This window comes from Streptomyces sp. NPDC002838 (assembly GCF_040295365.1).
Classification (GTDB): domain Bacteria; phylum Actinomycetota; class Actinomycetes; order Streptomycetales; family Streptomycetaceae; genus Streptomyces.
This window is the reverse complement of sequence record NZ_JBEOVF010000039.1, coordinates 67708-92810: the sequence shown is the minus strand read 5'-3', so window position 1 is coordinate 92810 and position 25103 is coordinate 67708. Positions and strand designations below refer to the sequence as shown.

Below are 25103 nucleotides of genomic sequence, written 5' to 3'. Positions count from 1 at the left end.
TTCCCCCGTTGGGCCCCGTTCGGTCATCTCCGGGTTCCCCCGTGCCTCGCTCCCGCCGACATCGGCCGGCGGAAGGAGCGGAGCCGGGGGCCGCTCCGTTCCGGCGCCCCGTGTCGCCGGTGCCGGAGCCGCGCCCCTTTTCCGTGTCTCCACTCTCTCGTTGACGCAGGTCGGCCCCCATCCGCGCGCGTACTCAACTCAGCGACTAGGTACGGATACTCAGCCGTATGCACTCAGCCCCAGGACGGTGTGCCACCGACTGGTGACGATCGCGTCCGTGTCGGTACTCCCCCGGCCGAGGGCCGGGCGTCCGCACGACCGCCCGGCCGGATTGTCGGTGGCGGCCGATAAAGTCGCAGGCATGGCACGGATTGCGGTGATCGGCGCCGGGATGGGCGCGATGGCGGCCGCTGCCCGGCTGGCCGTCGCGGGCCACCGGGTGGCGGTGTACGAGCGCACGGAGACGTACGGCGGTGCGGTGCGCCGATTCGAGCGCGACGGGTTCCGTTTCGACACCGGCCCCGGGCTCCTCCCCCTCCCCGCGGTCTACCGCGACCTGTTCCTCAAGACCGGCAAGGAGCCGCTGGAGGACTGCGTCGAGCTGGTCCAGGTCGACCCGTCGTCGCGGCACGTCTTCGCGGACGGCACCGAGGCGTCGCTGCCGAATGCCTCGCGTGCGGGCGTCGTCGCGGCCCTGGACGAGGCGCTCGGGTCGGGTGCCGGGCAGCGCTGGGGCGACTTCCTGGTCCGGGCCCGCGAGGCCTGGGACCGGACGCGCCGACCGCTCCTGGAGGAGCCCCTGTGGCCGAACTGGTCGGTGCTGGCCGAGCGCGAGCCCTATCCGGCGGTCCCCCACAAGCGGCTGCTGCGCACCCGCCGGGCCGGCACACTCGCCGAGGTCGGCGCCTGGGAGCTGCGCGACCCCCGGCTCACCGCGCTCCTGGAGAGCCACGCGCTCGCATACGGCCTGAACCCGAGCGTCGCCCCGGCGAGCGCCGCCGTGCTGCCGTATCTGGAGCACGCCTTCGGCACCTGGTATGTCCGCGGCGGGATGCGGGAGTTGGCGCGCGCGGTGTACGAGCGGTGCGTGGCCCGGAAGGTCGAGTTCCACTTCGGCGCCGAGGTCACCGGGATCCTGGAGAAGGACGGCCGGGCGGCGGGGCTGGAGTTCGCGGACAGGAGGGTGGCGGAGGCGGACACGGTCGTCGGCACCGGGCCCTGGCGGCTGAGTGATCTGCCGCGGGGCGGTGAGCTGTACGACGCGGGCGCCGTCGAACCGCATCCCGAGGGCACGGCGACCGGCCGGGTCGTGGTCTGCCTGGCGCTGCGCGGCCCACGAGCGGCGGACGCGACACACCGCACGGTGGTGCACAGCGCTGACCCGCAGGCCGAGCCGGACCTCTTCGCGCGCGGCGTGCCGCCCGAGCACCCGACCGTCCGGATCGACCGGCCGGACGACCCGGCGCTGCGCCCTGACGACGCCCACGAGTCCGTGGTGCTCACGGCGACGGTGCCGTCGCAGACGCACTACGACTGGACCGCGGCCGGAGCCGCCGAGGCGTTCGCGGACCGCATGGTGGCCGCCGCCGAGCGCGCGATACCGGGGCTGCGCGAGCGGACGCTGTGGCGCGAGGTGCGTACGCCTGTGCACACGCGGGAGGAGACCGGAGCCGAGGGCGGCGGTGTGCCCGCGCCCGCACTGGCCTCGGCCGAAGGGACCCTGCTGCACCCGTCCAACAGCACGGCGATACCAGGCCTGTTCACCGTCGGCGGCTGGTCGCATCCCGGCGGCGGGCTCCCGCACGCCGGCATGTCGGGCGCGCTGGTGGCCGGACTGATCCTGGAGGGGCCGGAGTTCAGAGGCTCTCAGTAGGAGCCCTGGATCCAGCGGCGGCGCTCAGAAACGGTACTGCTCGTCGAACCCGTTGCCCTGGGTCTGGTCGTAGCCCTGCTGACCGTACTGCTGCTGTTCCGGCGGGAGTTCGCCGCCGTAGGGGTCGTCGGTGCTGCGCTGCTGCGGTACCCACACCCCGCCGGGCGGGGTCTCGCCCCCATACGTCCCGGCGGCGTACTGGTCCTGGCCGTAGCCCTGCTGGCCGTACTGCTGCTGGCCGCCGTAGGAGGTGTCGTACGAGGCACCGCCGTAGGCCTGGGTGCCGATGTAGGGGTCGGAGTAGGCGGCGTACTGCTGCTGTCCGGCCGGGTCGTAGCCATACTGCTGCTGGTCGTAGCCGGAGTAGCCGTCGTAGGCGTACGACTGGTCGGCGGCGGCCGTCGCGTACTGGTCCTGGGTCTGGCCCGGGGCCGGGTAGGAGGAGTCGGTGGCGTACCCCGAGTCGCCGTATATGCCGTACGAGCCGGTGTCATCGGGCATGGGCTGCGGCTCGTACACGGAGGAGCTCTCGGCGGCCGTGGGCGGCTCTACGGGGCGCGCGGGCGTGAACACGTCGTCGCGGTCGTAGTCGTCCTGGCCGTAGGCGCCGGTGTCCTGGCCGTACTTGGGGTCAGCGCCGAAGCCGACCGCGGTCGCTTCGAGGTCGGTGACCTCCAGGGTCGGATCCTGCCGGTCCGCCTTGCCACGGCGCCGCTTGGAGCCGTCGGCGCCCGGGCGGCTGACCGCCCAGCCGGCCGCGAAGCCGCGACGGAAGGAGAGCGTGACGTAGGTCTGGCCGACCGCGAAGGCGGCGGCGCCCAGTCCGATGACGATCACGGAGGGGATGAGCACGCCGAGCACGACACCGAGGAAGCCGACGAAGGCGAGCAGGCGCCAGCGCAGGCGCGCCTTGTACTGCAGCAACACCTCACCGAGCAGCCACAGCGCGACGACGCCGAACGCGATGTAGAGGACCGTCCAGCCCATGTACGCCCCTCTCCCAGTGGCCGTTACGCAGTGTGTCGTATACCGGTGCGGCCGGTCTAGGCCTGCGGTCGGTGGTGCAGGCCCAGGTTTTCGTAGATTTCCAGCGTCGCCGTGGAGTTGTTGAGCGTGATGAAGTGCAGTCCGGGCACTCCCTCGGCCAGCAGCCGCGCGCAGAACTCGGTGGCGAATTCGATGCCAATGGAGCGTACAGCCGCCGGATCGTCTTTGGCTGTGAGGATCCGCTCTTTCAGAGCGGGCGGGAAGGCGGCGTTGGTGAGCGACGGGACCCGGGCCAGTGTCTTCACGCTGGCGATGGGCATGACCTCGGGGATGATCGGCGTCTCGCAGCCGGCCGCCGCGACCCGGTCGCGCAGCCGCAGGTAGTCCTCCGGCTGGAAGAACATCTGCGTGATCGCGTAGTCCGCGCCCGCACGGCACTTGTCGACGAAGTGCCGGACGTCGGTGTCCCAGTCGTCCGAGCGCGGGTGCATCGCGGGGAAGGCCGCTACGCCCACGCAGAAGTCGCCTGAGTTCTTGATGAGTTCGACGAGTTCGGCGGCGTAGGTGAGGCCCCGGGGATGCGGTACCCAGTCGCCCATCGGGTCGCCGGGCGGGTCGCCGCGCAGCGCGAGCATGTTGCGGATCCCGGCGTCGGCGTACTGACCGATGATGTTGCGCAGGTCGGCCACGGAATGGTCGACCGCCGTGAGGTGGGCGATGGGGGTGAGCGTGGTGTCGGAGGCGATCGCCTCGGTCGCCTTGACCGTGCCCGCGCGGGTGGAACCGCCCGCGCCGTAGGTCACGGAGACGAAGTCGGGTGCCACGGCCTCGACCCGGCGCAGCGCGTTCCACAGGTTCCGCTCGCCCTTCGGGGTCTTCGGGGCGTAGAACTCGAACGAGTACGTCGCTTTGCCGGTCGCGAGCATGTCACGCACGGTGCGGGCGTGGTCCGTCCTGGTGGATGCGGTGCCGAGGGCCATACCCGCAGGTTAGTCAGGGGGCGGCGGTCCCCCAACCGGATCACGGATTTTTGCCGGATTTGTCTATTTACTGTCCACCCTTTGGACAGACGGGCGTGGGACAAACGGTGTCACAACGCCTGCCGCAGCCGCTTGGCGAACTCCGCCGCCGCCGCGCCCGGGTCGTCCGCCTCCGTGATCGCCCGGACGACCACGACCCGGCGGGCGCCCGCCTCCAGCACCTCGTCGAGGGTGCCCAGGTCGATGCCGCCGATGGCGAACCAGGGGCGGTCGGTGCCGAGGCCGGCGGTGTACCGGACGAGGTCGAGGCCGGGGGCGTGGCGGCCGGGCTTGGTGGGGGTCGGCCAGCACGGGCCGGTGCAGAAGTAGTCCACGCCCTCCTGGACGGCGGCCGCGGCGGCCTCCGGCTCGGCGTGCGTGGAGCGGCCTATGAGGACGTCGTCCCCGAGGATCGCGCGGGCCGCGGGGACCGGGAGGTCGCCCTGGCCGAGGTGCAGGACATCGGAGCCCGCGGCGTGGGCGACGTCCGCCCGGTCGTTGACCGCGAGGAGCTTGCCGTGCCGGGCGCAGGCGTCGGCGAAGACCTTCAGGTGCTCCAGCTCCTCGGCCGCCTCCATGCCCTTGTCGCGCAGCTGCACGATGTCGACGCCGCCGGCCAGCACCGCGTCCAGGAACTCGGGCAGGTCGCCCTGGCGCTTGCGGGCGTCGGTGCAGAGGTAGAGCCGGGCGTCGGCGAGCCGGGCGCGGGTGGCGGTGTCGGGCATGCGGGTGTCCCCCGTTGTCGATGGCGTACGGGCCGCGGGCCGGTGCGGTCGGCCGCTGCGGGCCGTAGTGAACCACGGGCGTGGCTCGCGCGGGCCGGACCACGGGCGTGGGTCGCTGCGGACTGTGGTGGAACCACGGGCGTGGCTCCCCACCGGCCGCACTGCCCCACGACCGTGACTCTCGCGGGCCACGGCCCGTACGCCGGACGGTGTTCAGATCAGCGTGCTCAGATCAGACGGCGAGCGCCTGGGCGCGGCGCTTCACCTCCGTGCCGCGATTCTCACCGAGGGCCTGCGCGGGGGTGCCGGGCAGGCTCGGGTCGGGGGTGAAGAGCCACTCGAGCATCTCTTCGTCCGTGAAGCCGTCGTCCCGCAGGAGCGTCAGGGTCCCGGACAGACCCTTGACGACCTTGTCTCCGTCGATGAAGGCGGCGGGGACGTGCAGCGCGCGGTTCTCACCACGGCGTACGGCGATGAGCTGGCCGTCCTTGACCAGCTGCCGCACACGCGTCACCTCGACGCCGAGCTTTTCGGCGATGTCGGGGAGGGTGAGCCAGGCGGGGACGAGAGCATCGATTTTTGCGTCAATCTCGGTCACGGGACAAGCGTGCCATCCCGGACTGACAGTCGGAAGTCAGACCGGTCCGACCTGGGGCAACAGACCGCCGACACGGGTGACCGGATCTATGCCTTCGCCGCCTTCAACGGCCGCGCCGGATCCGCCAGCAGCCGCGGATCCACCGGTGTGCCCGCCTCGATCAGCCGCCGCCCCTGCGCCAGGTCCCGGGGCCGGCCCACGGCCAGCAAGGCGACCAGACGATTCTCCCGCAGCCAGCACACCGTCCAGGCCGGCCCGGCCGGGTCGCCGCGCCACAGGATCGTGTCGTCGGACGTGTGGTGGCCGGCGTGCTGGACGAAGCGGCCGAACTGCTCGGACCAGAAGTACGGCACCGGGTCGTAGACCGCCGGCGCCTCACCGACGGCCTCACCGATGATGTTCGCGGCCACGGTGCGCGGGCCCTGGAGGGCGTTGTCCCAGTGGTGGACCATCAGACGCTCGCCGTACCGTCCCGAGGGGAAGGAGGCACAGTCGCCGACCGCGTAGACATCCGGCACGGAGGTACGCAGATGGTCGTCGGCGACGACCTCGCCGTGCGCCCCGAGGTCGATGCCGGAGCCGGCCAGCCAGGCTGTGGCGGGGCGGGCGCCGATGCCGACGACGACGGCGTCCGCGGGCAGCCGCGAGCCGTCGTCAAGGAGCACGGCTCCGGGCTCGACGCGCTCCACGCGCGCGTGGGTGCGCAAAGCGGCCCCCGCGTCCGCGTACCAGGCGGCCATCGGCGCGGCCACCTCGGCGGGCAGCGCCCCCGCCAGCGGCCGGTCGGCGGCCTCGACGACCGTCACCGCGCAGCCCGCCTCGCGGGCCGCCGTGGCGAACTCCGCGCCGATCCAGCCCGCGCCGACGACCACGATGTCGTGCTGCCGGGCCAGCACCGGGCGCAGCCGCTCGGCGTCGTCGAGGGTGCGCAGCAGATGCACACCGGGGACGCCCTCCGCGCCCGGCAGCCGGATCGGTTCGGCACCGGTGGCGAGGACCAGGACGTCGTACGGGACAGGCCCGGCCTCGGTGTCCAGCTCATGGTCGGCGGGGCGCACGCCGAGCGCCTCGCGCCCCAGCTGGAGTTCGAGGTCGAGCGCCTCGAAGTCGACGTCGAAGGCGGAGCCCTCGGCCTTGCCGAGCAGGACGGCCTTCGACAGCGGGGGCCGGTCGTAGGGCTGGTGGGGCTCCGCGCCGATCAGCGTCACGGTGCCGGTGAAGCCCTGTTCCCGCAGGGCGACCGCGGTCTGCACCCCGGCCATGCCCGCGCCCACGACGACGACACGCCGTGGCATGGAGGTACCCCGTTCCTGCGTCTGCTCGCTCACGTGATCACCATAGACAACTGACGATTTGTCAGTCAGCGGTCGTGCTCGGTGACCTGCTCCACAACACTGGTCCCGCTGCCCTGCTGGGACTCCCACTCCCACGTCTCCTCCAGCCGCACGCGACCGTCCGGCAGCTCCACGACCGTCGACACACAGTGCCCCGACGACGTGGCGCCGTCCCGCTTGAGCTGCGCGTACCGGAAGTCCAGCCGGTCGCCGTCCCTCGTCCCCACCAGGTACCCGCGTACGACGTCACCGCCCGCGTACTCGGCCCAGATCTCACCGTCCTTCTCGTGGTACGCGAACCGTGTGCGGGTACCCACCTGACCAGGCGCCTGGTCGGCGACGGGGGCGAGGACGAGGCCGTCGAGCGAGCGGGCCATGACAAAAGCTCCCTTACAGAGGCGCCGAACCAAGAGCTAGGGTGGCCAACGTAAAGCACTCGCGGGAGCCCGGACGCACCGGGCTGAGAGGGAGGCTGGCGGCCTCCGACCGTACGAACCTGATCCGGGTCATGCCGGCGAAGGGAGGGGCTGGACGCCCATGTCGCCTACGCGTACGTCAGACGTCCTCGTCATCGGGGGCGGGATCATCGGATTGGTCACGGCGTGGCGGGCCGCGCAGCGCGGGTTCGCCACGGCCGTCGTGGACCCGGAACCGGGCGGCGGGGCCGCCCAGGTGGCGGCCGGGATGCTGGCCGCCGTCACGGAACTGCACTACGGCGAGCAGACCCTGCTCGGCCTGAACCTGGAGTCGGCACGACGCTACCCGGACTTCGCGGCGGAGCTCACCGACCTCACCGGCCACGACCTCGGCTATCGCCGGTCCGGCACACTCGCGGTCGCGCTGGACGCCGACGACCGTGCCCATCTGCGCGAACTGCACGCCCTGCAGCGGCAGTCGGGCCTGGAGTCGGAGTGGCTGAGCGGACGGGACTGCCGCCGGTTGGAGCCGCTGCTCGCGCCGGGCGTGCGTGGCGGGCTGCGGGTCGACGGCGACCACCAGATCGACCCCCGGCGCGTGGCCCGCGCGCTGGTGGCCGCCTGCGAGCGGGCGGGCGTGGTCTTCCACCGCTCGTGGGCCGAGCGGCTGTCGGTCGTACGGGAGCGGGCGACCGGTGTCGTCACGCGCGAGGGCGTCGCCCTAGGCGCCGGGCAGGTGGTGCTCGCCGCGGGCAGCCTCAGCGGACGGCTCGCGGGGGTCCCGGACGACGTACTGCCGCCGGTGCGGCCCGTGAAGGGGCAGGTGCTGCGGCTGACCGTGCCCGAGCGGTACGCGCCGTTCCTGAGCCGTACCGTGCGGGCCGTGGTGCGCGGCAGCCAGGTCTACCTGGTGCCGCGCGAGAGCGGTGAGCTGGTGGTCGGCGCGACCAGTGAGGAGCTGGGCTGGGACACCACGGTGACCGCGGGAGGCGTGTACGAGCTGCTGCGGGACGCCCACGAGCTGGTGCCGGGCATCACGGAGCTGCCGCTCACGGAGACGCGGGCCGGTCTGCGCCCCGGCTCCCCCGACAACGCGCCGCTGCTCGGTCCGACCGAGCTGGACGGGCTGCTGCTGGCCACCGGGCACTACCGCAACGGTGTGCTGCTCACGCCGATCACCGGCGACGCCATGGCGCACGTCCTGACCACCGGCGAACTCCCCGACGAGGCTCGCCCCTTCACACCCAAGCGCTTCAGCACCGCCCTCACGGAGCAGCCCGCATGAACATCTCGGTCAACGGCGAGCGGCGGGAGGTCGCTCCCGGCACGGCACTGGATGCCCTGGTGAAGTCCCTCACGACGGCTCCCTCCGGCGTGGCCGCCGCCCTCAACGAAACCGTCGTCCCGCGCGCGCAGTGGCCCGCCACGCCCCTCTCCGAGGGAGACCGCGTGGAAGTCCTCACCGCCGTCCAAGGAGGCTGACCCATGGCCGACGATCCCTTTGTCCTCGGCGGTACGTCCTTCACGTCCCGCCTGATCATGGGCACCGGCGGGGCACCCAGCCTGGAGGTGCTGGAGCGCGCGCTGGTCGCCTCCGGCACGGAACTGACGACGGTCGCGATGCGCCGGGTCAATCCGGACGTGCACGGCTCGGTGCTGTCGGTGCTGGAGCGGCTCGGCATCCGGGTGCTGCCGAACACGGCGGGCTGCTTCACGGCCGGTGAGGCCGTGCTGACGGCCCGGCTGGCGCGCGAGGCACTCGGCACGGACCTGGTCAAGCTGGAGGTCATAGCCGACGAGCGGACGCTGCTGCCGGACCCGATCGAGCTGCTGGACGCCGCGGAGACGCTGGTGGACGACGGGTTCACAGTGCTGCCGTACACGAACGACGACCCTGTGCTCGCGCGGAAGCTGGAGGACGTCGGGTGCGCGGCGATCATGCCGCTGGGGTCGCCGATCGGGTCCGGGCTGGGCATCAGGAACCCGCACAACTTCCAGCTGATCGTGGAGCACGCGCGCGTGCCGGTGATTCTCGATGCGGGCGCCGGTACGGCGTCGGACGCCGCGTTGGCGATGGAGCTGGGGTGTGCGGGGGTGATGCTGGCCTCGGCGGTGACACGGGCGCAGGAGCCGGTGCTGATGGCCGACGCCATGCGGCACGCGGTGGAGGCGGGGCGGCTGGCTCGGCTGGCGGGGCGGATCCCCCGGCGGCACTTCGCGGAGGCGTCGTCTCCTGTGGAGGGGGTGGCTGCGCTGGATCCTGAGCGTCCTGCGTTCTGACCCGGCCATCGGCGGCCGCGGGGTCGTGCGTCGGCGGCTGCGGCCCTGTGGGTTGCGTCACAGGTGCGCTTCAGTCCCGCCCCGATCCTGGCCGAAACCGCGGTCGTGTCAGTCGCGGCTCGTACACTCACCTGCGTGGATACGACCCTTCAGGACCCGCTCGTCGGGCAGGTGCTCGACGGCCGTTACCGCGTGGACGCGCGGATCGCGGTCGGCGGGATGGCCACGGTCTACCGGGCCCTGGACACCCGTCTGGACCGCGTGCTCGCGCTCAAGGTGATGCACCCGACACTCGCGGCCGACGGGACCTTCGTCGAGCGGTTCATCCGGGAGGCGAAGTCGGTGGCCCGGCTGGCCCACCCGAATGTCGTGCAGGTCTTCGACCAGGGCACCGACGGCTCGTACGTCTATCTCGCCATGGAGTACGTCGCCGGGTGCACCCTGCGCGACGTGCTGCGCGAGCGCGGGGCGCTGCAGCCGCGCGCCGCCCTGGACATCCTGGAGCCGGTCCTGGCCGCGCTCGGCGCCGCGCACCGCGCCGGGTTCGTGCACCGGGACATGAAGCCGGAGAACGTCCTGATAGGGGACGACGGCCGGGTCAAGGTCGCCGATTTCGGGCTGGTGCGGTCCGTGGACACCGTCACCAGCACCACCGGGAACGTCCTCGGCACCGTCTCGTACCTCGCGCCCGAGCAGATCGAGCAGCAGGGCACCGTCGACCCCCGCGTCGACGTGTACGCGTGCGGTGTCGTCTTCTACGAGATGCTGACCGGCGAGAAGCCGCACGACGCGGACTCCGCCGCCGTGGTGCTCTACAAGCACCTGCACGAGGACGTCCCGCCGCCCTCGGCCGTCGTGCCCGGTCTGCCGTACGAGCTGGACGAGCTGGTCGCGTCTGCGACCGCCCGTACGCCCGGCATCCGCCCGCACGACGCGGTCGCGCTGCTCGCCCAGGCACGGGACGCCCGCGCCGCGCTCAGCGCGGACCAGCTGGACGCGGTGCCGCCGCAGGCGATCTCCGCGGGGCACGACAACGCCGACGACCGTACGAGCGTGATCCCGCGCTCGCTGACCTCCCCCACGCTCGGCTTCGCTCGCGCGGGGGGACCCCCATCGCGCCTGCTGCCGGTGAGCGAGGACGAGGGCCCGGCCGAGTCCGGGGTCCACCGCACGAGCCGGCTGGCGACTCCTCCGCCCCTGCCGCCGCGCCGTACGGACCGGCCCCGGCGCCGGCTCGTCACGATCGTCGCCGCCGTGCTGCTGGCCCTCGGCCTCGGCGCGGGCGTCTGGTACATCAACTCCGGGCAGTTCACCCAGGTCCCGCCGCTGCTGGCGAAGACCGAGGCACAGGCCCGGGACCGGCTGGAGGAGGCCGGACTGGACGTCGGCAAGGTCAAGCACGCCTACAGCGACACCGTCAAGCGCGGCACGGTGATCAGCACGGACCCGAAGCCGGGCACCCGGATCCGGGACAACGACCCCGTGACGCTCACCATCTCCGACGGTCCCGAGACGGTGAAGGTCCCGGACCTGGCGGGCTACCGGCTGGACAAGGCCAGGGCCGTGCTGAAGCAGAGCGGGCTGGAGCCGGGCATGGTCACCCGGGCGTTCAGCGAAGACGTTCCCAAGGGCTTCGTGATCTCCTCGGAACCGGCCGGCGGCATCGAGCGCCGCGCCGGCTCGGCGATCGCGCTCAGCGTCAGCAAGGGCCGCCCGGTGGACGTCCCGGACGTCACCGGCGCGGACCTGGCCGACGCGCGGGCCGAGTTGGAGGAAGCGGGCCTGAAGGTGAAGGTCGCCGCCGAAGAGGTCACCTCCTCGGAGTTCGACAAGGGCCAGGTCGCCCGGCAGACGCCGGACAGCGGCAGGCAGGTGGCCGCGGGCGACACGGTGACGCTGACGCTCTCCAAGGGCCCCGAGATGATCGAGGTCCCGGACGTGGTCGGCGACAGCGTCGACGAGGCCAAGCAGAAGCTGGAGGGAGCCGGCTTCCAGGTCGACGAGGACCGCGGGCTGCTCGGGCTGTTCGGCGACACCGTCAAGAGCCAGTCCGTGGAAGGCGGGGAGACGGCGCCCGAGGGATCGACGATCAAGATCACCATCCGCTGACCGGGTGGGGCGAGCCGCATGACACCCTGAACGGGTGAAGAGTCAGCAGTCCCGCACCGCCCCCGCCACCCCCGGCCCCTCCCGCAACCCCGTCGGCGGTCACATCCCCGTGGCCGGCGGTCTCCACTCCGTCGGCCTCACCTACGCCCATGACCTCAAGGCCGAGACCGTGCAGGTCTTCGTCGCCAACCCGCGCGGCTGGGCCACGCCGGCCGGCAACCCGCGGCAGGACGAGGAGTTCCGCGCGACCTGCGCGGCCGAGTCGATCCCGGCGTACGTCCATGCCCCATATCTGATCAACTTCGGCTCGCACACCGAGGCGACCGTCGAGAAGTCGGTGGAGTCGCTGCGGCACTCGCTGCGGCGCGGGCGGGAGATCGGGGCACTGGGCGTGGTGGTACACACCGGCAGCGCGACCGGCGGCCGGGACCGGTCGGTGGCGCTGAAGCAGGTACGGGAGCACATGCTGCCGCTGCTCGACGAGCTCACCCACGACGACGACCCGTACCTGCTCCTCGAGTCGACCGCCGGACAGGGCGCTTCTCTCTGCTCACGGACCTGGGACTTCGGGCCGTACTTCGAGGCGCTGGACGCCCATCCGAAGCTGGGCGTGTGCCTGGACACCTGCCACATCTTCGCGGCCGGCCACGACCTGACCGGGCCGAGCGGCATGCACCAGACGCTCGACCTGCTGGTGGACACGGTCGGCGCGGGCCGGCTGAAGCTGATCCACGCCAACGACTCCAAGGACGTGGTCGGCGCCCACAAGGACCGCCACGAGAACATCGGCGCCGGGCACATCGGCGAGGACCCGTTCCGTGCGCTGATGACCCACCCCGCGACCGAGGGCGTACCGCTGATCATCGAGACGCCGGGCGGCAAGGAAGGGCACGCGGCGGACGTGGAGCGCCTGAAGAAGCTCAGGGACGGCTGAGGAACCTCAGATTTCCGGCCCGTCCCCCGGCTCCTCCTGGTACGAGTACCGCTGTTCCTTCCACGGATCGCCGATGTTGTGGTAGCCGCGTTCCTCCCAGAAGCCGCGGCGGTCGGCGGTCATGTACTCGACGCCGCGCACCCACTTGGGGCCCTTCCAGGCGTAGAGGTGGGGCACGACGAGGCGGAGCGGGAAGCCGTGTTCCGCGGTCAGCAGTTCGCCGTCCTTGTGGGTGGCGAAGATCGTGCGCTCGGCGGCGAAGTCGGACAGGCGGAGGTTCGAGCTGAATCCGTACTCCGCCCACACCATCACATGGGTGACAGCGGGCGCGGGCGGCGCGATGTCGAGGATCGTACGAGCGGGAATGCCGCCCCACTCCGCGCCGAGCATGCTGAACTTCGTGACACAGTGCAGATCGCTCACCACCGTGGTGTACGGCAGGGTGGTGAACTCCTCGTGGTTCCAGCAGTGCTTCTCGCCGTCCGCGGTGGCGCCGAAGACCCGGAACTCCCAGCGCTCGGGGCGGAATTTGGGGACCGGACCGTAGTGCGTGACCGGCCAGCCGCGCTGCACTCGCTGCCCCGGCGGAAGCTCGGAGTGTGCTGCTGCTCCCGATTCGCGTTCCACCGGCTGACCCATGACTCCATCCTGACAGACCCGGGGCGGTGCACATGACCGACCCCAACCCAAAAAGGGCAATTTGGACTAAGCCTGCACTTACTTACTAAGTGAAGACTTACTGGACGATCTTTGTCGGCCAGTGCAATCATGCGGCGCAACCAGCCAGTTCCCCCGTGCGGAAGGAGCCTCTGCGATGCAGGGCGACCCCGAGGTCATCGAATTCCTCAACGAGCAGCTGACCGCCGAGCTGACCGCGATCAACCAGTACTTCCTGCACGCGAAGATGCAGGAGAACTTCGGCTGGACCAAGCTCGCGAAGTACACGCGGCACGAATCGTTCGACGAGATGAAGCACGCGGAAGTGCTCACCGACCGGATCCTCTTCCTGGAGGGACTGCCGAACTATCAGCGCCTCTTCCACGTCCGGGTGGGACAGACGGTCCGGGAGATGTTCGAGGCCGACCGGCAGATCGAGGTCGAGGCGATCGACCGGCTCCGGCGCGGCATCAAGCTGATGCGCGAGAAGGGCGACGTCACGTCCGCGAACATCTTCGAGTCGATCCTCGCGGACGAGGAGCACCACATCGACTACCTCGACACCCAGCTGGAGCTGGTGGAGAAGCTCGGCGAGGCGCTCTACATCGCCCAGCTGGTCGAGCAGCCGGAGAGTTAGGCCGCTTCTTCGAGGGCTTCGACGGTTTCCAGGCCGGAGACCATCGGCCGGCCCTGGTCGGACGGCTCGTGGCGCGAGCAGGAGCCCCTGCCCAGGAGCGCCTGGATCCGCCGTACGCATGAGCCGCAGTCCGTCCCCGCCTTGCAGGCCGAGGCTATCTGGCGGGGGGTGCAGGCACCGTCCTCCGCGTGCTTCTTCACCTGCGCCTCGGTCACCCCGAAGCAGTTGCAGACGTACACGCGGTTCACCTCCGACCGGGATCGATATGGATGCCGTCCCGCTTGATCGGTGAGGCAAACCTAACCTTACCCGGCTCACAAGCGCCTTAAAAGTGGTGCGGGGCGTGGATCGTATGTGATCCACGCCCCACTTCATGCCCCTGTAACAGGCGATCCGGCTACTGGTCCCTGTACATCTCCGCGACGAGGAACGCCAGGTCGAGGGACTGGCTGCGGTTCAGCCGCGGGTCGCAGGCCGTCTCGTAGCGCTGGTGCAGGTCGTCGACGAAGATCTCGTCGCCGCCGCCCACGCACTCGGTGACGTCGTCGCCGGTCAGCTCCACATGGATGCCGCCCGGATGCGTGCCCAGGCCCTTGTGGACCTCGAAGAAGCCCTTGACCTCGTCCAGCACGTCGTCGAAGCGGCGGGTCTTGTGCCCGGAGGCCGCCTCGAAGGTGTTGCCGTGCATCGGGTCGGTCACCCACGCCACCGTCGCACCCGAGGCGGTGACCTTCTCCACCAGCTCGGGCAGCTTGTCACGGACCTTGTCCGCGCCCATGCGGACGATGAAGGTCAGCCGGCCCGGCTCACGGTCCGGGTCCAGGCGCTCGATGTACTGCAGCGCGTCCTCGGCCGTCGTCGTCGGGCCCAGCTTGATGCCGATCGGATTGCGGATCCGCGAGGCGAACTCGATGTGCGCGTGGTCCAGCTGCCGGGTGCGCTCACCGACCCACACCATGTGCGCCGAGACGTCGTACAGCTGCCCGGTCCGCGAGTCGACCCGGGTCAGCGCCGACTCGTAGTCCAGCAGCAGCGCCTCGTGCGAGGAGTAGAACTCGACGGTCTTGAACTCCTCCGGGTCCGCCCCGCAGGCGTGCATGAAGTTCAGCGCGTTGTCGATTTCGCGCGCCAGCTGCTCGTAGCGCTGCCCGGACGGGGACGACTTCACGAAGTCCTGGTTCCAGGCGTGCACCTGACGCAGGTCGGCGTAGCCGCCGGTGGTGAAGGCGCGCACAAGGTTCAGCGTCGAGGCCGAGGCGTGGTACATCCGCTTCAGCCGCTCCGGGTCCGGCACACGCGCGGCCTCGGTGAAGTCGAAGCCGTTGACGGAGTCGCCCCGGTAGGTCGGCAGCGTCACCCCGTCGCGGGTCTCGGTCGGCTTGGAGCGCGGCTTGGAGTACTGCCCCGCGATCCGGCCCACCTTCACCACCGGCACCGACGCGGCGTACGTCAGCACGGCGCCCATCTGGAGCAGGGTCTTGAGCTTGTTGCGGATGTGGTCGGCGGACACCGCGTCGAAGGCCTCGGCGCAGTCGCCGCCCTGGAGGAGGAACGCCTCTCCCTTGGCAACGGCCGCCATCCGGGCGCGCAGCTGGTCGCACTCGCCCGCGAAGACGAGCGGCGGATACGACTCGAGGTCCGCGATCACTGCGCGCAGAGCCTCGGTGTCGGGGTACTCGGGCTGCTGCGCCGCGGGCAGGTCTCGCCAGGTGTTGCCAGCGCTCGCGCTGGTCTTAGCGTTCACGGTCACCCCGTAAACATTACGGGGTCGTGTCCATCGATTTTCCTCCCGCTCGCCTGGTGAGACACGGAGGCCCGTGGGTGAGATGGGGTAAGGTTCGTCGCATGTACGCGCTTGCGACCCAGAACTGGTGGTGGACCGCTCATCCGGCGGCCCACTGACTGCGCGTACGCAAGACTTCGCGAAGGCCGCCCGAGGGGCGGCCTTCGGTGTGTCCGGGGTCGTTCCCTCTCCGTCGACGAGATCGAGAAGGATCACGGACCCATGAACCTGCCGGACCTGCCGCACGACCCGCGCCCGTTCGCCCTGCTCCGCCGCCGCACCCCGGGCCGTGCCGCCGAGAAGAGCGACACGGTCGAGCTCCTGGTCGGCCCCGTCACCACCTACGACCGCCTCGCCGACCTCCCCGACGAGGGCCTGGCGCTGGTTCCCTTCCGGCAGATCCGGGAGCGCGGCTTCGACGTCCGCGACGACGGGACCCCGCTCGCGGTGCTGACGCCCGAGGAGACCTACGCGATCCCGCTCGCCGAGGCCCTCGCCCAGCTGCCCGCGCACGACGTACGGGTCGAGGGCGGCGGTTTCGACGTGGCCGACGAGGAGTACGCGGAGATCGTCGGGCGCGTGCTGCGGGAGGAGATCGGGGCGGGCGAGGGCGCGAACTTCGTCATCCGGCGGACGTACGAGGGAGAGATCCCGGGGTTCGGACGCACGGACGCGCTGGCGCTGTTCCGGCGGCTCCTCGAAGGCGAGCGGGGCGCGTACTGGACGTTCGTCGTGCACACCGGCGATCGGACCCTGGTCGGCGCCAGCCCCGAGGCGCACGTGCGGATGTCCGGCGGCACGGTCGTCATGAACCCGATCAGCGGGACGTACCGATATCCGGCCGAAGGGCCGACGCCGGAGCACCTGCTCGACTTCCTCGCCGACGGCAAGGAGATCGAGGAGCTGTCGATGGTCGTCGACGAGGAGCTCAAGATGATGTGCACGGTCGGCGACATGGGCGGGGTCGTGGTCGGGCCCCGGCTGAAGGAGATGGCGCACCTCGCGCACACCGAGTACGAACTGCGCGGGAAGTCCTCGCTGGACGCGCGGGAGGTGCTGAAGGAGACCATGTTCGCGGCGACCGTCACCGGCTCGCCCGTGCAGAACGCCTGCCGGGTCATCGAGCGGCACGAGGTCGGCGGGCGGGGGTACTACGCGGGCGCCCTGGCGCTTCTGGGGCACGACTCCGGCGGTGCCCAGACCCTCGACTCCCCCATCCTCATCCGTACCGCCGACATCGACGCCGACGGGCGGCTGCGGGTGCCGGTCGGCGCCACGCTCGTGCGCGGCTCGGATCCGGCGGGCGAGGTCGCGGAGACGCACGCCAAGGCAGCGGGGGTGCTGGCGGCCTTGGGCGTACGGCCGTCCCGGCCCCGTGAGGAACCCGGGCGCCCCCGTCTGACCGACGACCCCCGGGTGCGCGCCGCGCTGGACGGGCGCCGGGCCTCACTGGCGCCGTTCTGGCTGCGGATGCAGGAGCCCGCCAAAAAGGGCGCGGAGCTGACCGGGCACGCCCTGGTCGTCGACGGGGAGGACACCTTCACGGCGATGCTCGCGCACGTGCTGCGGTCGAGCGGCATCGAGGTGACCGTTCGCCGGTACGACGAGCCGGGGCTGCGGGAGACGGTGCTCGCGCACGAGGGGCCGATCGTGCTCGGCCCGGGCCCGGGCGACCCCTCCGACACGGCCGATCCCAAGATGCGGTTCCTGCGCGCCCTCACCGCCGAGGTGATCCGGGAGAACCGGCACGGCGTGCTGGGCGTCTGCCTCGGCCACGAGCTGATCGCGGCCGAGCTGGGGCTGGAGATCGTACGGAAGGAAGTGCCGTACCAGGGCGCGCAGACGGAGATCGACCTGTTCGGACGAGACGAGACCGTCGGGTTCTACAACAGTTTCGTGGCGAGCTGCGACGACGAGGCGGCGCGGGAGCTGGCCGCGCACGGCGTGGAGGTGAGCCGGAACGCTTCGGGTGAGGTCCATGCCTTGCGCGGGCAGGGATTTGCCGGCGTGCAGTTCCATCCGGAGTCCGTGCTCACGTTGAACGGCGCGGTGATCGTAGGGGAGTTGGTGGGTCAGCTGCGCGGCACCAGCACGTTCTCGGAGCGGCGGCCGGTCGTGTAGTCGAGGACGTTCTTCACCGTGGTGTCGACGATCTGGCCGACGGCGTCCTCGGTGTAGTACGCCTGGTGGGACGTGACCAGGACGTTCGGGAAGGTGACGAGGCGGGCCAGGGTGTCGTCCTCGACGGCCTGCAGGGACTTGTCGAGGAAGAACAGCCCGGCTTCCGCCTCGTACACGTCGAGGCCGACGCCCGAGAAGCGGCCCGCGCGCAGTTCGGTGACGAGGGCCGCGGTGTCGATCAGGCCGCCGCGGCTGGAGTTCACCAGGATCGCGTCGTCCCTCATCGTCTTGAGGGCGGTCGCGTCGATGAGGTGCCTGGTCTCCGGCATCAGCGGGACGTGCAGGGTGACCAGGTCGGACTCGGCGAGGAGCTGATCCTTGGGGACGTACCGCATGCCGAGTTCCATGCAGGCCGGGTTTTCCGCGATGTCCCAGCCGAACAGCCGCATGCCGAAGCCGTGGGCGATCCGGGCGAACGCCTCGCCGATCTTGCCCGTCCCGAGGACGCCCGCGGTGCGGCCGTACATGTCACGGCCCATCAGACCGTCGAGGCGGAAGTCGAAGTCGCGGGTGCGGGTGGAGGCCCGCACGACACGGCGGTTGACGGCCATGGCGAGGGTCCAGGCGAACTCGGCGACCGAGTACGGCGAGTAGTACGAGACCCGGGCGACCGTCATGCCGAGGCGCTCGGCGACGTCGAGGTCGATGTTGTTGAAGCCGGTGGAGCGCTGGGCGATCATCCGCGTGCCGCCGGCCGCGAGGGCCTCCAGGACGCGGGGGCCGAGGTCGGCGTTGACGCTGGTGGAGATCACCTCGTAGCCGGCCGCGATGGGGGCGGTGTCCTCGTTGAGGAAGACGTCCACGCAGCGGATGTCGTGGTGGCCTTCGAAGGCCTTCTCGATCAGGGGCCTTTCGTCCGCTTGAACGCCGAAAGCGAGAATCTCCACGACTTCTCCCGTCCCGAGGTGGTATGGGCCGAATATACGGCCCATACCCCAGGGGTGCCGGTTCAGCCGAAGAACACCCCGACCTCCTTGTACAGCTTCGGATCCACCGTCTTCAGCTTGGCCGTGGCCTGAGCGATCGGGACGCGCACGATGTCCGTGCCGCGCAGGGCGACCATCGTGCCGAAGTCGCCGTCGCGGACGCAGTCGATGGCGTGCAGGCCGAAGCGGGTGGCGAGCCAGCGGTCGAAGGCGCTGGGCGTGCCGCCGCGCTGGACGTGACCGAGGACCGTCGTACGGGCCTCCTTGCCGGTGCGCCGCTCGATCTCCTTGGCCAGCCACTCACCGACCCCGGACAGCCGGACATGCCCGAAGGAGTCCAGCGACCCGTCCTTGAGGACCATGTCGCCGTCCTTGGGCATCGCGCCCTCCGCGACGACGACGATGGGCGCGTACGACGCCTTGAAGCGGGAGGTCACCCAGCCGCACACCTGCTCGACGTCGAAGCGCTGCTCGGGGATGAGGATGACGTTGGCCCCGCCGGCCAGACCGGAGTGGAGGGCGATCCAGCCGGCGTGCCGGCCCATCACCTCGACGACGAGGACGCGCATATGGGACTCGGCGGTGGTGTGCAGGCGGTCGATCGCCTCCGTCGCGATGCCGACCGCGGTGTCGAAGCCGAAGGTGTAGTCGGTGGCGGACAGGTCGTTGTCGATCGTCTTCGGCACGCCGACGCAGGGCACGCCGTAATCGTCGGACAGGCGGGCGGCCACGCCGAGGGTGTCCTCGCCGCCGATCGTGATGAGCGCCTCGACCTCCTGTTTGGCGAGGTTCTCCTTGATCCGCCGGCTGCCGTTCTCCTGCAGAAGCGGATTGGTGCGCGAGGAGCCGAGGATGGTGCCGCCGCGGGGCAGGATGCCGCGCACCGCGGGGATGTCGAGGCGCACCGTGTCGTTTTCGAGGGGGCCTCGCCAGCCGTCCCGGAAGCCGACGAATTCGTAGCCGTACTCCTGTACGCCCTTGCGGACGATGCCCCGGATGACGGCGTTGAGCCCGGGGCAGTCGCCGCCTCCGGTCAGTACTCCGACCCGCATGGAAATGTCCCTTCGCCGCGGTTGCCGTATGCCGTGTGCTGAGCGCTGGATGCCGTTACAAGGCACGCTAATGGTGACCCAGGTCACTTAGGCATGGCCCGGAAGGTCAATTCCGGTGCGAAGTCGGGCGGTTGGCGTCGGGCGGTCGGCTCACTCGTCGTCGAGGCCGCGCTCTATCGCGTACCGCACGAGCTCCACGCGGTTGTGCAACTGGAGCTTGCCGAGGGTGTTCTGGACGTGGTTCTGGACCGTGCGGTGGGAGATGACCAGGCGTTCGGCGATCTGCTTGTAGCTCAGGCCCTTGGCGACCAGGCGCAGCACCTCCGTCTCGCGGTCGGTGAGTTGCGGGGCCTTGGGCCGGCCGGTGTCGGGCGCGGGTGCGGGCTCGGAGGCGAGGCGGCGGTACTCGCCGAGGACCAGGCCGGCCAGGCCGGGGGTGAAGACCGGGTCGCCTACGGCCGTGCGGCGGACCGCGTCCAGCAGTTCCTCGGTCGACGCCGACTTCAGCAGATAGCCGGTCGCGCCGGACTTCACCGCCTCCAGTACGTCGGCGTGCTCGCCGCTCGCCGACAGGACCAGGACACGCAGCGCCGGGTTGGCGCCGACGAGTTCCTTGCAGACCTGGACGCCGGGCTTGGCGGGCAGGTTGAGATCGAGCACGAGCACGTCGGGCGAGGCGGCCTTGGCGCGGCGCACGGCCTGTTCGCCGTCGCCCGCCGTGGCGACCACCTCGAAGCCGGACTCGCTCAGGTCGCGGGCGACCGCGTCGCGCCACATGGGGTGGTCGTCGACCACCATGACCTTGATCGGGCCCTGCTGTTCACTCATCGCTGCTCCGCCTTCCCCCGTGCCGCCTTCGCGTCCTTCGGTACTTTCAGTTCGACTTCCGTTCCCTGGCCCGGCACCGAGATCACCTCGGCGCTCCCGCCCAGGTCGCGCAGCCGCCCCCGGATCGACAGGGCCACGCCGAGCCGCCCCTCCCCCTCGGCCTGCGCGAGCCGGCCCTCGGGGATGCCGGGTCCGTCGTCCCGTACGGTCACGATCACCTCGTCGGGCTCGTCCTCGACCAGGATCCACGTGCGCGCGTCCTCGCCCGCGTGCTTGCGGACGTTGTCCAGGGCCGCCCCGACGGCCGCGGCCAGCTCCCGCGCGGCGGCCGGCGGCAGCGACACGGGAGCGCCGGGCTCGGCGAGGTTGACCGTGGCGGAGGCGTACGGGGCGAGCAGCGCGCGGAGATCGACCGGGCCGGCCTCGTCGGGTTCCTCCACCACGCGTACGACCGCGCCCTCGGCCTCGTCCTCCGACGCGCGGGAGACGGGGACCAGGCCGCCGGAGACCAGGGTGCGCAGGGCGACCTCCTGCTCGCCGGCCATCCGCCCCAGTTCGGCCGCCTCGCCGCCGATGACGGCGCCGCGCCGCTGCACCATCGCCAGCACCTGGAGCACGCTGTCGTGGATGTCCCGGGCCAGCCGCTCCCGCTCCCGCGTGGCGGCCTCGATCTCCAGGGCGCGGGCGAGGGTGCGCTCGGAGGCGCGGGCGACCTCGACGACGTAGCCGATGGCGATGGAGGCGACCCAGACGAGGATGACGTTGTGCACGGTGTCGCGGGCCGGGGCGCCGCGCTCGACCAGGTTGGCGATGGCGACCGCCGTGGAGGCGAAGGCCGCCCAGCGCCAGCCGCCCTTGACGGCGAAGGCCAGCACGGAGCCCGCCGTCCATATCGACGGCAGGGTCGGGCCGCCCGACTGCACCCGCTCGTGGGCGTCGGCGACGGGCGTGAGCAGGATGCCGACGAGGGCGATGGTGAGGTCGGCGGTGAGGAACCGCTTGGTGCAGCTGGCCGCGTTCGCGACCCTCGGGAGGGTGGCCAGGGTCCATACGGCGAGGACGGCGAAGTAGGCGATGGCGACCCAGGGGCGGGCGAACTCCTCGTAGGCGGTGACGAACAGGCCGATCGCGTACAGCATCGTCAGGACGCGGTACGCGGTGAGCGCACGCCACAGCGGCTGCTCGACCGACATGCGCGTCACTCGCTCGCGCTTGGCCATGCTCTCCCCCACCCCGCCCTACGGATCGTCCCGTCCCGGACGACTACGACTCGGACCGCTCCTTCGCCGCCTGATCCTTCTCCGCCTGCGCGAGCGCGGCCTTCGCCGCCTTCTCCGCCTCCTTCTCGGCCTTCGCCGCCTCCGCGATCTGCCGCTTGGCGGCGGTCGCGTACATGTCGACGTACTCCTGGCCGGAGAGCTTCATGATCTCGTACATGACCTCGTCGGTCAGCGCGCGCAGCACGAAACGGTCGTGCTCCATGCCCTGGTAGCGGCTGAAGTCCAGCGGCTCGCCGATGCGGATGCCGGGCCGCATCAGCTTGGGCATCACCTTCCCCGGCGGCTGGATCTTCTCCGTGTCGATCATGGCGACCGGGATCACGGGCGCGCCGGTGGCGAGCGCCACGCGCGCGAGGCCGCCCGGTTTGCCGCGGTAGAGGCGGCCGTCGGGCGAGCGCGTGCCCTCCGGATAGATACCGAACAGCTCACCGCGCTCCAGCACCTCTATGCCGGCCTTGATGGCCGCCTCACCCGCGCCGCGCGCGCCGGAGCGGTCCACCGGGAGCTGGCCGAGGCCCTTGAAGAAGGCGGCTGTCAGCCTGCCCTTCACACCGGGCGTGGTGAAGTACTCGGCCTTCGCGATGAAGGTGACCTTGCGGTCGAGGACCGCCGGCAGGAAGAACGAGTCCGAGAAGGAGAGGTGGTTGCTCGCCAGGATGGCGGGGCCCTCGGCCGGCATGTGCTCGAGGCCTTCCACCCAGGGCCTGAAGGCAGCCTTCAGCGGCCCCCCGACGGTCAGCTTCATCGCGCCGTACAACAACCGAGTGCCTCCTGTATCCGTAGATCAGACCTTAACCCGGAGCACCGCCAAAGAACCCGACGGCCCTGGTCGGTGTCAGTGCGGTCGCGTACGGTGAGTCACACCTGGACTTTGAACCACGCCTGGACTTGAACCACACCGGACTTTGCTCACGCCCCTCTCATGAACAGGAGACCGAAGGTGCCGGTCCTGCCCGGAGCCGAGCCGTTCCGCCACGAGGGCGGGGAGGCGGGTGTCCTCCTCTGCCACGGTTTCACCGGCTCTCCCCAGTCGCTGCGCCCCTGGGCGGAGTTTCTCGCCGAGCGCGGTCTGACCGTCTCGCTGCCGCTGCTGCCCGGGCACGGCACGCGCTGGGAGGACATGCAGCTCACCGGGTGGCAGGACTGGTACGCGGAGGTGGACCGTGAGCTGCGCGCCCTGCGGGAGCGCTGCAGCAGCGTGTTCGTGGCGGGCCTGTCGATGGGCGGCACGCTGGCGCTGCGGCTCGCGGCCAAGCACGGGGACGCGGTGGACGGCATCGTGGTCGTCAACCCCGCGAACCGCATGCACGGCCTGGCCGCGTACGCCCTTCCGGTGGCCCGCCACGTCGTCCGCACGACGAGGGGCATCGCCGACGACATCGCCAAGGAGGGCAGCGCCGAGCTGGGGTACGACCGGGTGCCGCTGCGCGCCGCGCACTCCCTGCGCGCCTTCTTCCGGCTGGTCGACGGCGAGCTTCCGCAGGTCACCCAGCCGCTGCTGGTCCTGCGCAGCGCTCAGGACCACGTGGTACCGGCGGCCGACTCGGCGCGCGTGCTGAGCCGGGTGTCGTCGACGGACGTACAGGAGATCGTGCTGGAACAGAGCTACCACGTCGCGACGTTGGACAACGACGCGGACCGGATCTTCGAGGAGAGCCTCACGTTCATCGGCCGGCTCGCATCCGCCATCGGCAAGGAAGGGACGGCCGCACGTGGCTGAGCACGATTCCGACCGCGAGAATCGCGAGGACCGCGAACCGGACGAGCAGCACGTCCCCTTCGACGAGGATGCCGCCTGGGCCGCGATCGTCGCAGGGTACGGCGAGGAGCCGCCGGACCCGCCCGGCGCCAAGCCCTTCAAGTCGGTCGAGGACCTGGCGCTGCTGGAGTCCGAGACGAACGACGAGGGGCCCGAGGAGACCAAGGAACCCAAGGACTCCAAGGGCTCCAAGGAATCCAAGGGCTCCAAGGAATCCAAGGGCTCCAAGGAATCCAAGGGCTCCAAGGAATCCAAGGGCTCCAAGGAATCCAAGGACTCGAAGGAATCCAAGGGGGACACGCCCGCGAAGCCGCTGGGCGGATCAGTCTCCTTCGCGCCCGGTGTCGGCCCCCGCGACTACAGCGCGCCCGAGCCGGCCGAGGAGGACTTCGACGAGGACGACGAGGGCCACTTCGTACCGCCGGAGCCGCCGCCGCTGCCCGCCGCCGACACCACCGCCAAGTTCGCCTGGCTGGGCGTGCTCGGCGGGCCGATACTGCTCCTGCTGGCGGTGCTGCTCGGCTGGGAGATGACCTGGTGGCTGGCCACGCTCGGCATCGGCGGCTTCCTGGGCGGCTTCGCCACGCTGGTGATGCGGATGCGGACGGACGACGAGGACGACGACGAACCGGGACGCGGAGCGGTCGTCTAGGGCCTGTCCGGCGGATCAGGTCGCAGGAAATCGGCGGCGACCCATTAACGCAGGTGATCGGGGGCGATGGGGGTCCCCCCGCGCGAGGTCGTTCGAGCGTGGGGGAGTCGGCGACCGACGACAACGCCGCAGATGGGCGTGCCAGACGCCGCGTCTGCGGCATGATCCATCAGAAGGGCCCTAGGCGGTCGGTCAGCCGGCCGGAATTCTGAGGGCGGCCAGGACCGGAAGATGGTCCGTGGCTGCCCTCAGGTCGCTCTCCGTCACTCCGGGCTGCGCCAGCGGCACTCCGCAGCCCAGTACCTCGATGCCCTTCGTGGCGAAGATCGCGTCGATGCGCTGATGAGGGTCGGTGCGTGTCCAGGTGTCCCCGCTGCCCCAGGGAGCGGTGGCCCAGCAGTCCTGGAGGCCCTCGGTGAGACGGGCGAAGGTGCGGCCGCCGGGGCGTTCGTTGAGGTCGCCGCCCGCGACCGCGTGCTCCACGTCCATCCCGGCGAGCCGGTCGAGGAGCATGCCGGCCTGGTCGTACCGCTCGTCCTTCTGCAACGAGAGATGGCAGCTCAGCACGCCGAGCCGGGCGCCGCCGAACCGTAGGACCGCGGTCGCGAAGCCGCGCCGGTGCAGGCCCGGGGTGAGCGGCAGCAGGATGTCCTCGGTGCGCTCGACGGTCGCTCGCAGGGAGCAGAGGATCGCCGGGCCCGCGGCCGTGCCGCCCCCGGTGAGGATCACCTGCCCGGACGCCGCCGCGAGCCGGGCCAGCTTCTTGCGCCAGCGGAAGAAACGGGGGGCTTCTTGGACGAGGACCAGGTCGGGGGCGCAGGCGATGATCACGCGGGCGAGAGCCTGGGTGTCGTCGCGCATGGAGCGGATGTTGTAGCTGAGGACGCGGATGACGGCGGAGCCGTCGGATTCGGTTCCGGAGGTGGGGAGTAGGGGCGTCACCATGCCGTCAAGATACGTGGTGGCCGTGCGTGGGAGGCACCCGAAAAGTTGTTCGTCGACTGCGGGTCTGTTGTGGCTGGTCGCGCCCACGCGGCGGAGCCGCATCATGTGGCAGCCCCGCGCCCCTGAGA

Annotated in this window: 26 protein-coding genes and 1 riboswitch; of the genes, 11 read left to right on the top strand and 15 right to left on the bottom strand. The window is 71.0% G+C overall.

What is annotated here, in order from left to right; translation table 11 throughout:
• The first annotated feature begins 361 nt into the window (after window positions 1–361).
• The gene (locus tag ABT063_RS36995; protein WP_351064699.1) at window positions 362–1873 is read left to right on the top strand and encodes a phytoene desaturase family protein; all 1512 of its coding nucleotides are present in this window, start codon (window positions 362–364) and stop codon (window positions 1871–1873) included.
• A 24-nt stretch (window positions 1874–1897) separates the two neighbouring features.
• Here the strand turns inward: ABT063_RS36995 and ABT063_RS36990 are convergent, their stop codons facing one another.
• The 6 genes from ABT063_RS36990 to ABT063_RS36965 form a co-directional block, all read right to left on the bottom strand.
• The gene (locus ABT063_RS36990) at window positions 1898–2860 is read right to left on the bottom strand and encodes an SCO2102 family sporulation regulator (protein WP_351064697.1); all 963 of its coding nucleotides are present in this window, start codon (window positions 2858–2860) and stop codon (window positions 1898–1900) included.
• Between the two features lie 56 nt (window positions 2861–2916).
• Window positions 2917–3840 carry a methylenetetrahydrofolate reductase [NAD(P)H] gene (gene metF, locus ABT063_RS36985; RefSeq protein WP_351064696.1) on the bottom strand — a complete coding sequence of 308 codons (924 nt, stop codon included), beginning with the start codon at window positions 3838–3840 and terminating at the stop codon, window positions 2917–2919.
• A gap of 110 nt (window positions 3841–3950) precedes the next feature.
• The gene (gene thiE / locus ABT063_RS36980) at window positions 3951–4604 is read right to left on the bottom strand and encodes a thiamine phosphate synthase (protein ID WP_351064694.1); all 654 of its coding nucleotides are present in this window, start codon (window positions 4602–4604) and stop codon (window positions 3951–3953) included.
• 232 nt (window positions 4605–4836) lie between these two features.
• The gene (locus ABT063_RS36975) at window positions 4837–5202 is read right to left on the bottom strand and encodes an Rv2175c family DNA-binding protein (RefSeq protein ID WP_124442957.1); all 366 of its coding nucleotides are present in this window, start codon (window positions 5200–5202) and stop codon (window positions 4837–4839) included.
• An 86-nt stretch (window positions 5203–5288) separates the two neighbouring features.
• The gene (locus tag ABT063_RS36970) at window positions 5289–6530 is read right to left on the bottom strand and encodes an NAD(P)/FAD-dependent oxidoreductase (protein WP_351064692.1); all 1242 of its coding nucleotides are present in this window, start codon (window positions 6528–6530) and stop codon (window positions 5289–5291) included.
• A gap of 32 nt (window positions 6531–6562) precedes the next feature.
• The gene (locus ABT063_RS36965; RefSeq protein WP_351064690.1) at window positions 6563–6913 is read right to left on the bottom strand and encodes an avidin-fold protein; all 351 of its coding nucleotides are present in this window, start codon (window positions 6911–6913) and stop codon (window positions 6563–6565) included.
• A gap of 51 nt (window positions 6914–6964) precedes the next feature.
• A riboswitch (TPP riboswitch) is annotated at window positions 6965–7076 on the top strand.
• Here ABT063_RS36965 and thiO point away from each other — a divergent pair.
• From thiO to ABT063_RS36940, 5 genes are all read left to right on the top strand, one after another.
• Window positions 7074–8237 (top strand): glycine oxidase ThiO, encoded by a 1164-nt coding sequence (gene thiO / locus ABT063_RS36960; RefSeq protein ID WP_351064689.1) that lies wholly within the window; start codon window positions 7074–7076, stop codon window positions 8235–8237. It overlaps the preceding riboswitch by 3 nt.
• Window positions 8234–8434: a sulfur carrier protein ThiS gene (gene thiS / locus ABT063_RS36955; protein WP_351064687.1), complete on the top strand. Its 201-nt coding sequence runs from the start codon at window positions 8234–8236 to the stop codon at window positions 8432–8434. The genes thiO and thiS overlap by 4 nt, the downstream gene beginning before the upstream one ends.
• Before the next feature lie 3 nt (window positions 8435–8437).
• Window positions 8438–9232: a thiazole synthase gene (locus tag ABT063_RS36950; RefSeq protein ID WP_351064686.1), complete on the top strand. Its 795-nt coding sequence runs from the start codon at window positions 8438–8440 to the stop codon at window positions 9230–9232.
• A gap of 135 nt (window positions 9233–9367) precedes the next feature.
• Complete coding sequence (gene pknB, locus ABT063_RS36945) at window positions 9368–11341, top strand: Stk1 family PASTA domain-containing Ser/Thr kinase (RefSeq protein WP_351064685.1); 1974 nt, start codon at window positions 9368–9370, stop codon at window positions 11339–11341.
• Window positions 11342–11375: 34 nt separating this feature from the next.
• The gene (locus tag ABT063_RS36940) at window positions 11376–12275 is read left to right on the top strand and encodes a deoxyribonuclease IV (RefSeq protein ID WP_351064683.1); all 900 of its coding nucleotides are present in this window, start codon (window positions 11376–11378) and stop codon (window positions 12273–12275) included.
• 6 nt (window positions 12276–12281) lie between these two features.
• On the opposite strand, the gene ABT063_RS36935 is transcribed toward ABT063_RS36940, so the two are convergent.
• Window positions 12282–12914, bottom strand: coding sequence for a sulfite oxidase-like oxidoreductase (locus tag ABT063_RS36935; protein ID WP_351064681.1), 633 nt, complete (start codon window positions 12912–12914; stop codon window positions 12282–12284).
• Between the two features lie 175 nt (window positions 12915–13089).
• On the opposite strand from ABT063_RS36935, the gene bfr reads away from it, so the two are divergent.
• Window positions 13090–13569 (top strand): bacterioferritin, encoded by a 480-nt coding sequence (bfr, locus tag ABT063_RS36930; protein ID WP_351064680.1) that lies wholly within the window; start codon window positions 13090–13092, stop codon window positions 13567–13569.
• Here bfr and ABT063_RS36925 read toward each other — a convergent pair.
• Both ABT063_RS36925 and ABT063_RS36920 read right to left on the bottom strand, forming a co-directional pair.
• Window positions 13566–13817: a (2Fe-2S)-binding protein gene (locus ABT063_RS36925; RefSeq protein WP_351064678.1), complete on the bottom strand. Its 252-nt coding sequence runs from the start codon at window positions 13815–13817 to the stop codon at window positions 13566–13568. The genes bfr and ABT063_RS36925 overlap by 4 nt on opposite strands.
• Before the next feature lie 149 nt (window positions 13818–13966).
• On the bottom strand, window positions 13967–15319 hold the full coding sequence (locus ABT063_RS36920) for a class II 3-deoxy-7-phosphoheptulonate synthase (RefSeq protein ID WP_351064676.1): 1353 nt from the start codon (window positions 15317–15319) through the stop codon (window positions 13967–13969).
• A 95-nt stretch (window positions 15320–15414) separates the two neighbouring features.
• On the opposite strand from ABT063_RS36920, the gene ABT063_RS36915 reads away from it, so the two are divergent.
• Together ABT063_RS36915 and ABT063_RS36910 are read left to right on the top strand one after the other, a co-directional pair.
• Window positions 15415–15471 (top strand): trp operon leader peptide, encoded by a 57-nt coding sequence (locus ABT063_RS36915; RefSeq protein WP_143659305.1) that lies wholly within the window; start codon window positions 15415–15417, stop codon window positions 15469–15471.
• Window positions 15472–15574: 103 nt separating this feature from the next.
• Window positions 15575–17473 (top strand): anthranilate synthase family protein, encoded by a 1899-nt coding sequence (locus ABT063_RS36910; RefSeq protein ID WP_351064674.1) that lies wholly within the window; start codon window positions 15575–15577, stop codon window positions 17471–17473.
• Here ABT063_RS36910 and ABT063_RS36905 read toward each other — a convergent pair.
• From ABT063_RS36905 to ABT063_RS36885, 5 genes are all read right to left on the bottom strand, one after another.
• Window positions 17425–18420, bottom strand: a complete 996-nt coding sequence (locus ABT063_RS36905) for a 2-hydroxyacid dehydrogenase (RefSeq protein ID WP_351064673.1) — start codon at window positions 18418–18420, stop codon at window positions 17425–17427. The two genes, ABT063_RS36910 and ABT063_RS36905, sit on opposite strands and share 49 nt — an antisense overlap.
• 62 nt (window positions 18421–18482) lie before the next feature.
• Window positions 18483–19511 carry a 6-phosphofructokinase gene (locus tag ABT063_RS36900; RefSeq protein ID WP_351064671.1) on the bottom strand — a complete coding sequence of 343 codons (1029 nt, stop codon included), beginning with the start codon at window positions 19509–19511 and terminating at the stop codon, window positions 18483–18485.
• A 150-nt stretch (window positions 19512–19661) separates the two neighbouring features.
• Window positions 19662–20339, bottom strand: coding sequence for a response regulator (locus ABT063_RS36895; protein WP_351064669.1), 678 nt, complete (start codon window positions 20337–20339; stop codon window positions 19662–19664).
• Window positions 20336–21559, bottom strand: a complete 1224-nt coding sequence (macS, locus tag ABT063_RS36890; RefSeq protein WP_351064668.1) for a MacS family sensor histidine kinase — start codon at window positions 21557–21559, stop codon at window positions 20336–20338. Before macS ends, ABT063_RS36895 begins: the two co-directional genes overlap by 4 nt.
• A gap of 43 nt (window positions 21560–21602) precedes the next feature.
• Window positions 21603–22364 (bottom strand): lysophospholipid acyltransferase family protein, encoded by a 762-nt coding sequence (locus ABT063_RS36885; RefSeq protein WP_351064716.1) that lies wholly within the window; start codon window positions 22362–22364, stop codon window positions 21603–21605.
• A 195-nt stretch (window positions 22365–22559) separates the two neighbouring features.
• Between ABT063_RS36885 and ABT063_RS36880 the strand changes: the two genes are divergently transcribed.
• Together ABT063_RS36880 and ABT063_RS36875 are read left to right on the top strand one after the other, a co-directional pair.
• Window positions 22560–23339 carry an alpha/beta hydrolase gene (locus tag ABT063_RS36880; protein WP_351064714.1) on the top strand — a complete coding sequence of 260 codons (780 nt, stop codon included), beginning with the start codon at window positions 22560–22562 and terminating at the stop codon, window positions 23337–23339.
• The gene (locus ABT063_RS36875) at window positions 23332–24030 is read left to right on the top strand and encodes a hypothetical protein (RefSeq protein ID WP_351064667.1); all 699 of its coding nucleotides are present in this window, start codon (window positions 23332–23334) and stop codon (window positions 24028–24030) included. Before ABT063_RS36880 ends, ABT063_RS36875 begins: the two co-directional genes overlap by 8 nt.
• A 192-nt stretch (window positions 24031–24222) precedes the next feature.
• Here ABT063_RS36875 and ABT063_RS36870 read toward each other — a convergent pair whose 3' ends face one another.
• Window positions 24223–24975: an endonuclease/exonuclease/phosphatase family protein gene (locus ABT063_RS36870; RefSeq protein WP_351064666.1), complete on the bottom strand. Its 753-nt coding sequence runs from the start codon at window positions 24973–24975 to the stop codon at window positions 24223–24225.
• Window positions 24976–25103 lie beyond the last annotated feature (128 nt).

What these genes read in the sequence shown, in the direction of transcription:
- ABT063_RS36995 (WP_351064699.1), top strand. Translation starts at nt 362, where the DNA reads ATGGCACGGATTGCGGTGATCGGCGCCGGGATGGGCGCGATGGCGGCC.
- ABT063_RS36990 (WP_351064697.1), bottom strand. Translation starts at nt 2,860, where the DNA reads ATGGGCTGGACGGTCCTCTACATCGCGTTCGGCGTCGTCGCGCTGTGG.
- metF (WP_351064696.1), bottom strand. Translation starts at nt 3,840, where the DNA reads ATGGCCCTCGGCACCGCATCCACCAGGACGGACCACGCCCGCACCGTG.
- thiE (WP_351064694.1), bottom strand. Translation starts at nt 4,604, where the DNA reads ATGCCCGACACCGCCACCCGCGCCCGGCTCGCCGACGCCCGGCTCTAC.
- ABT063_RS36965 (WP_351064690.1), bottom strand. Translation starts at nt 6,913, where the DNA reads ATGGCCCGCTCGCTCGACGGCCTCGTCCTCGCCCCCGTCGCCGACCAG.
- thiO (WP_351064689.1), top strand. Translation starts at nt 7,074, where the DNA reads ATGTCGCCTACGCGTACGTCAGACGTCCTCGTCATCGGGGGCGGGATC.
- thiS (WP_351064687.1), top strand. Translation starts at nt 8,234, where the DNA reads ATGAACATCTCGGTCAACGGCGAGCGGCGGGAGGTCGCTCCCGGCACG.
- ABT063_RS36950 (WP_351064686.1), top strand. Translation starts at nt 8,438, where the DNA reads ATGGCCGACGATCCCTTTGTCCTCGGCGGTACGTCCTTCACGTCCCGC.
- ABT063_RS36935 (WP_351064681.1), bottom strand. Translation starts at nt 12,914, where the DNA reads ATGGGTCAGCCGGTGGAACGCGAATCGGGAGCAGCAGCACACTCCGAG.
- bfr (WP_351064680.1), top strand. Translation starts at nt 13,090, where the DNA reads ATGCAGGGCGACCCCGAGGTCATCGAATTCCTCAACGAGCAGCTGACC.
- ABT063_RS36910 (WP_351064674.1), top strand. Translation starts at nt 15,575, where the DNA reads ATGAACCTGCCGGACCTGCCGCACGACCCGCGCCCGTTCGCCCTGCTC.
- ABT063_RS36900 (WP_351064671.1), bottom strand. Translation starts at nt 19,511, where the DNA reads ATGCGGGTCGGAGTACTGACCGGAGGCGGCGACTGCCCCGGGCTCAAC.
- ABT063_RS36895 (WP_351064669.1), bottom strand. Translation starts at nt 20,339, where the DNA reads ATGAGTGAACAGCAGGGCCCGATCAAGGTCATGGTGGTCGACGACCAC.
- macS (WP_351064668.1), bottom strand. Translation starts at nt 21,559, where the DNA reads ATGGCCAAGCGCGAGCGAGTGACGCGCATGTCGGTCGAGCAGCCGCTG.
- ABT063_RS36885 (WP_351064716.1), bottom strand. Translation starts at nt 22,364, where the DNA reads ATGAAGCTGACCGTCGGGGGGCCGCTGAAGGCTGCCTTCAGGCCCTGG.
- ABT063_RS36870 (WP_351064666.1), bottom strand. Translation starts at nt 24,975, where the DNA reads ATGGTGACGCCCCTACTCCCCACCTCCGGAACCGAATCCGACGGCTCC.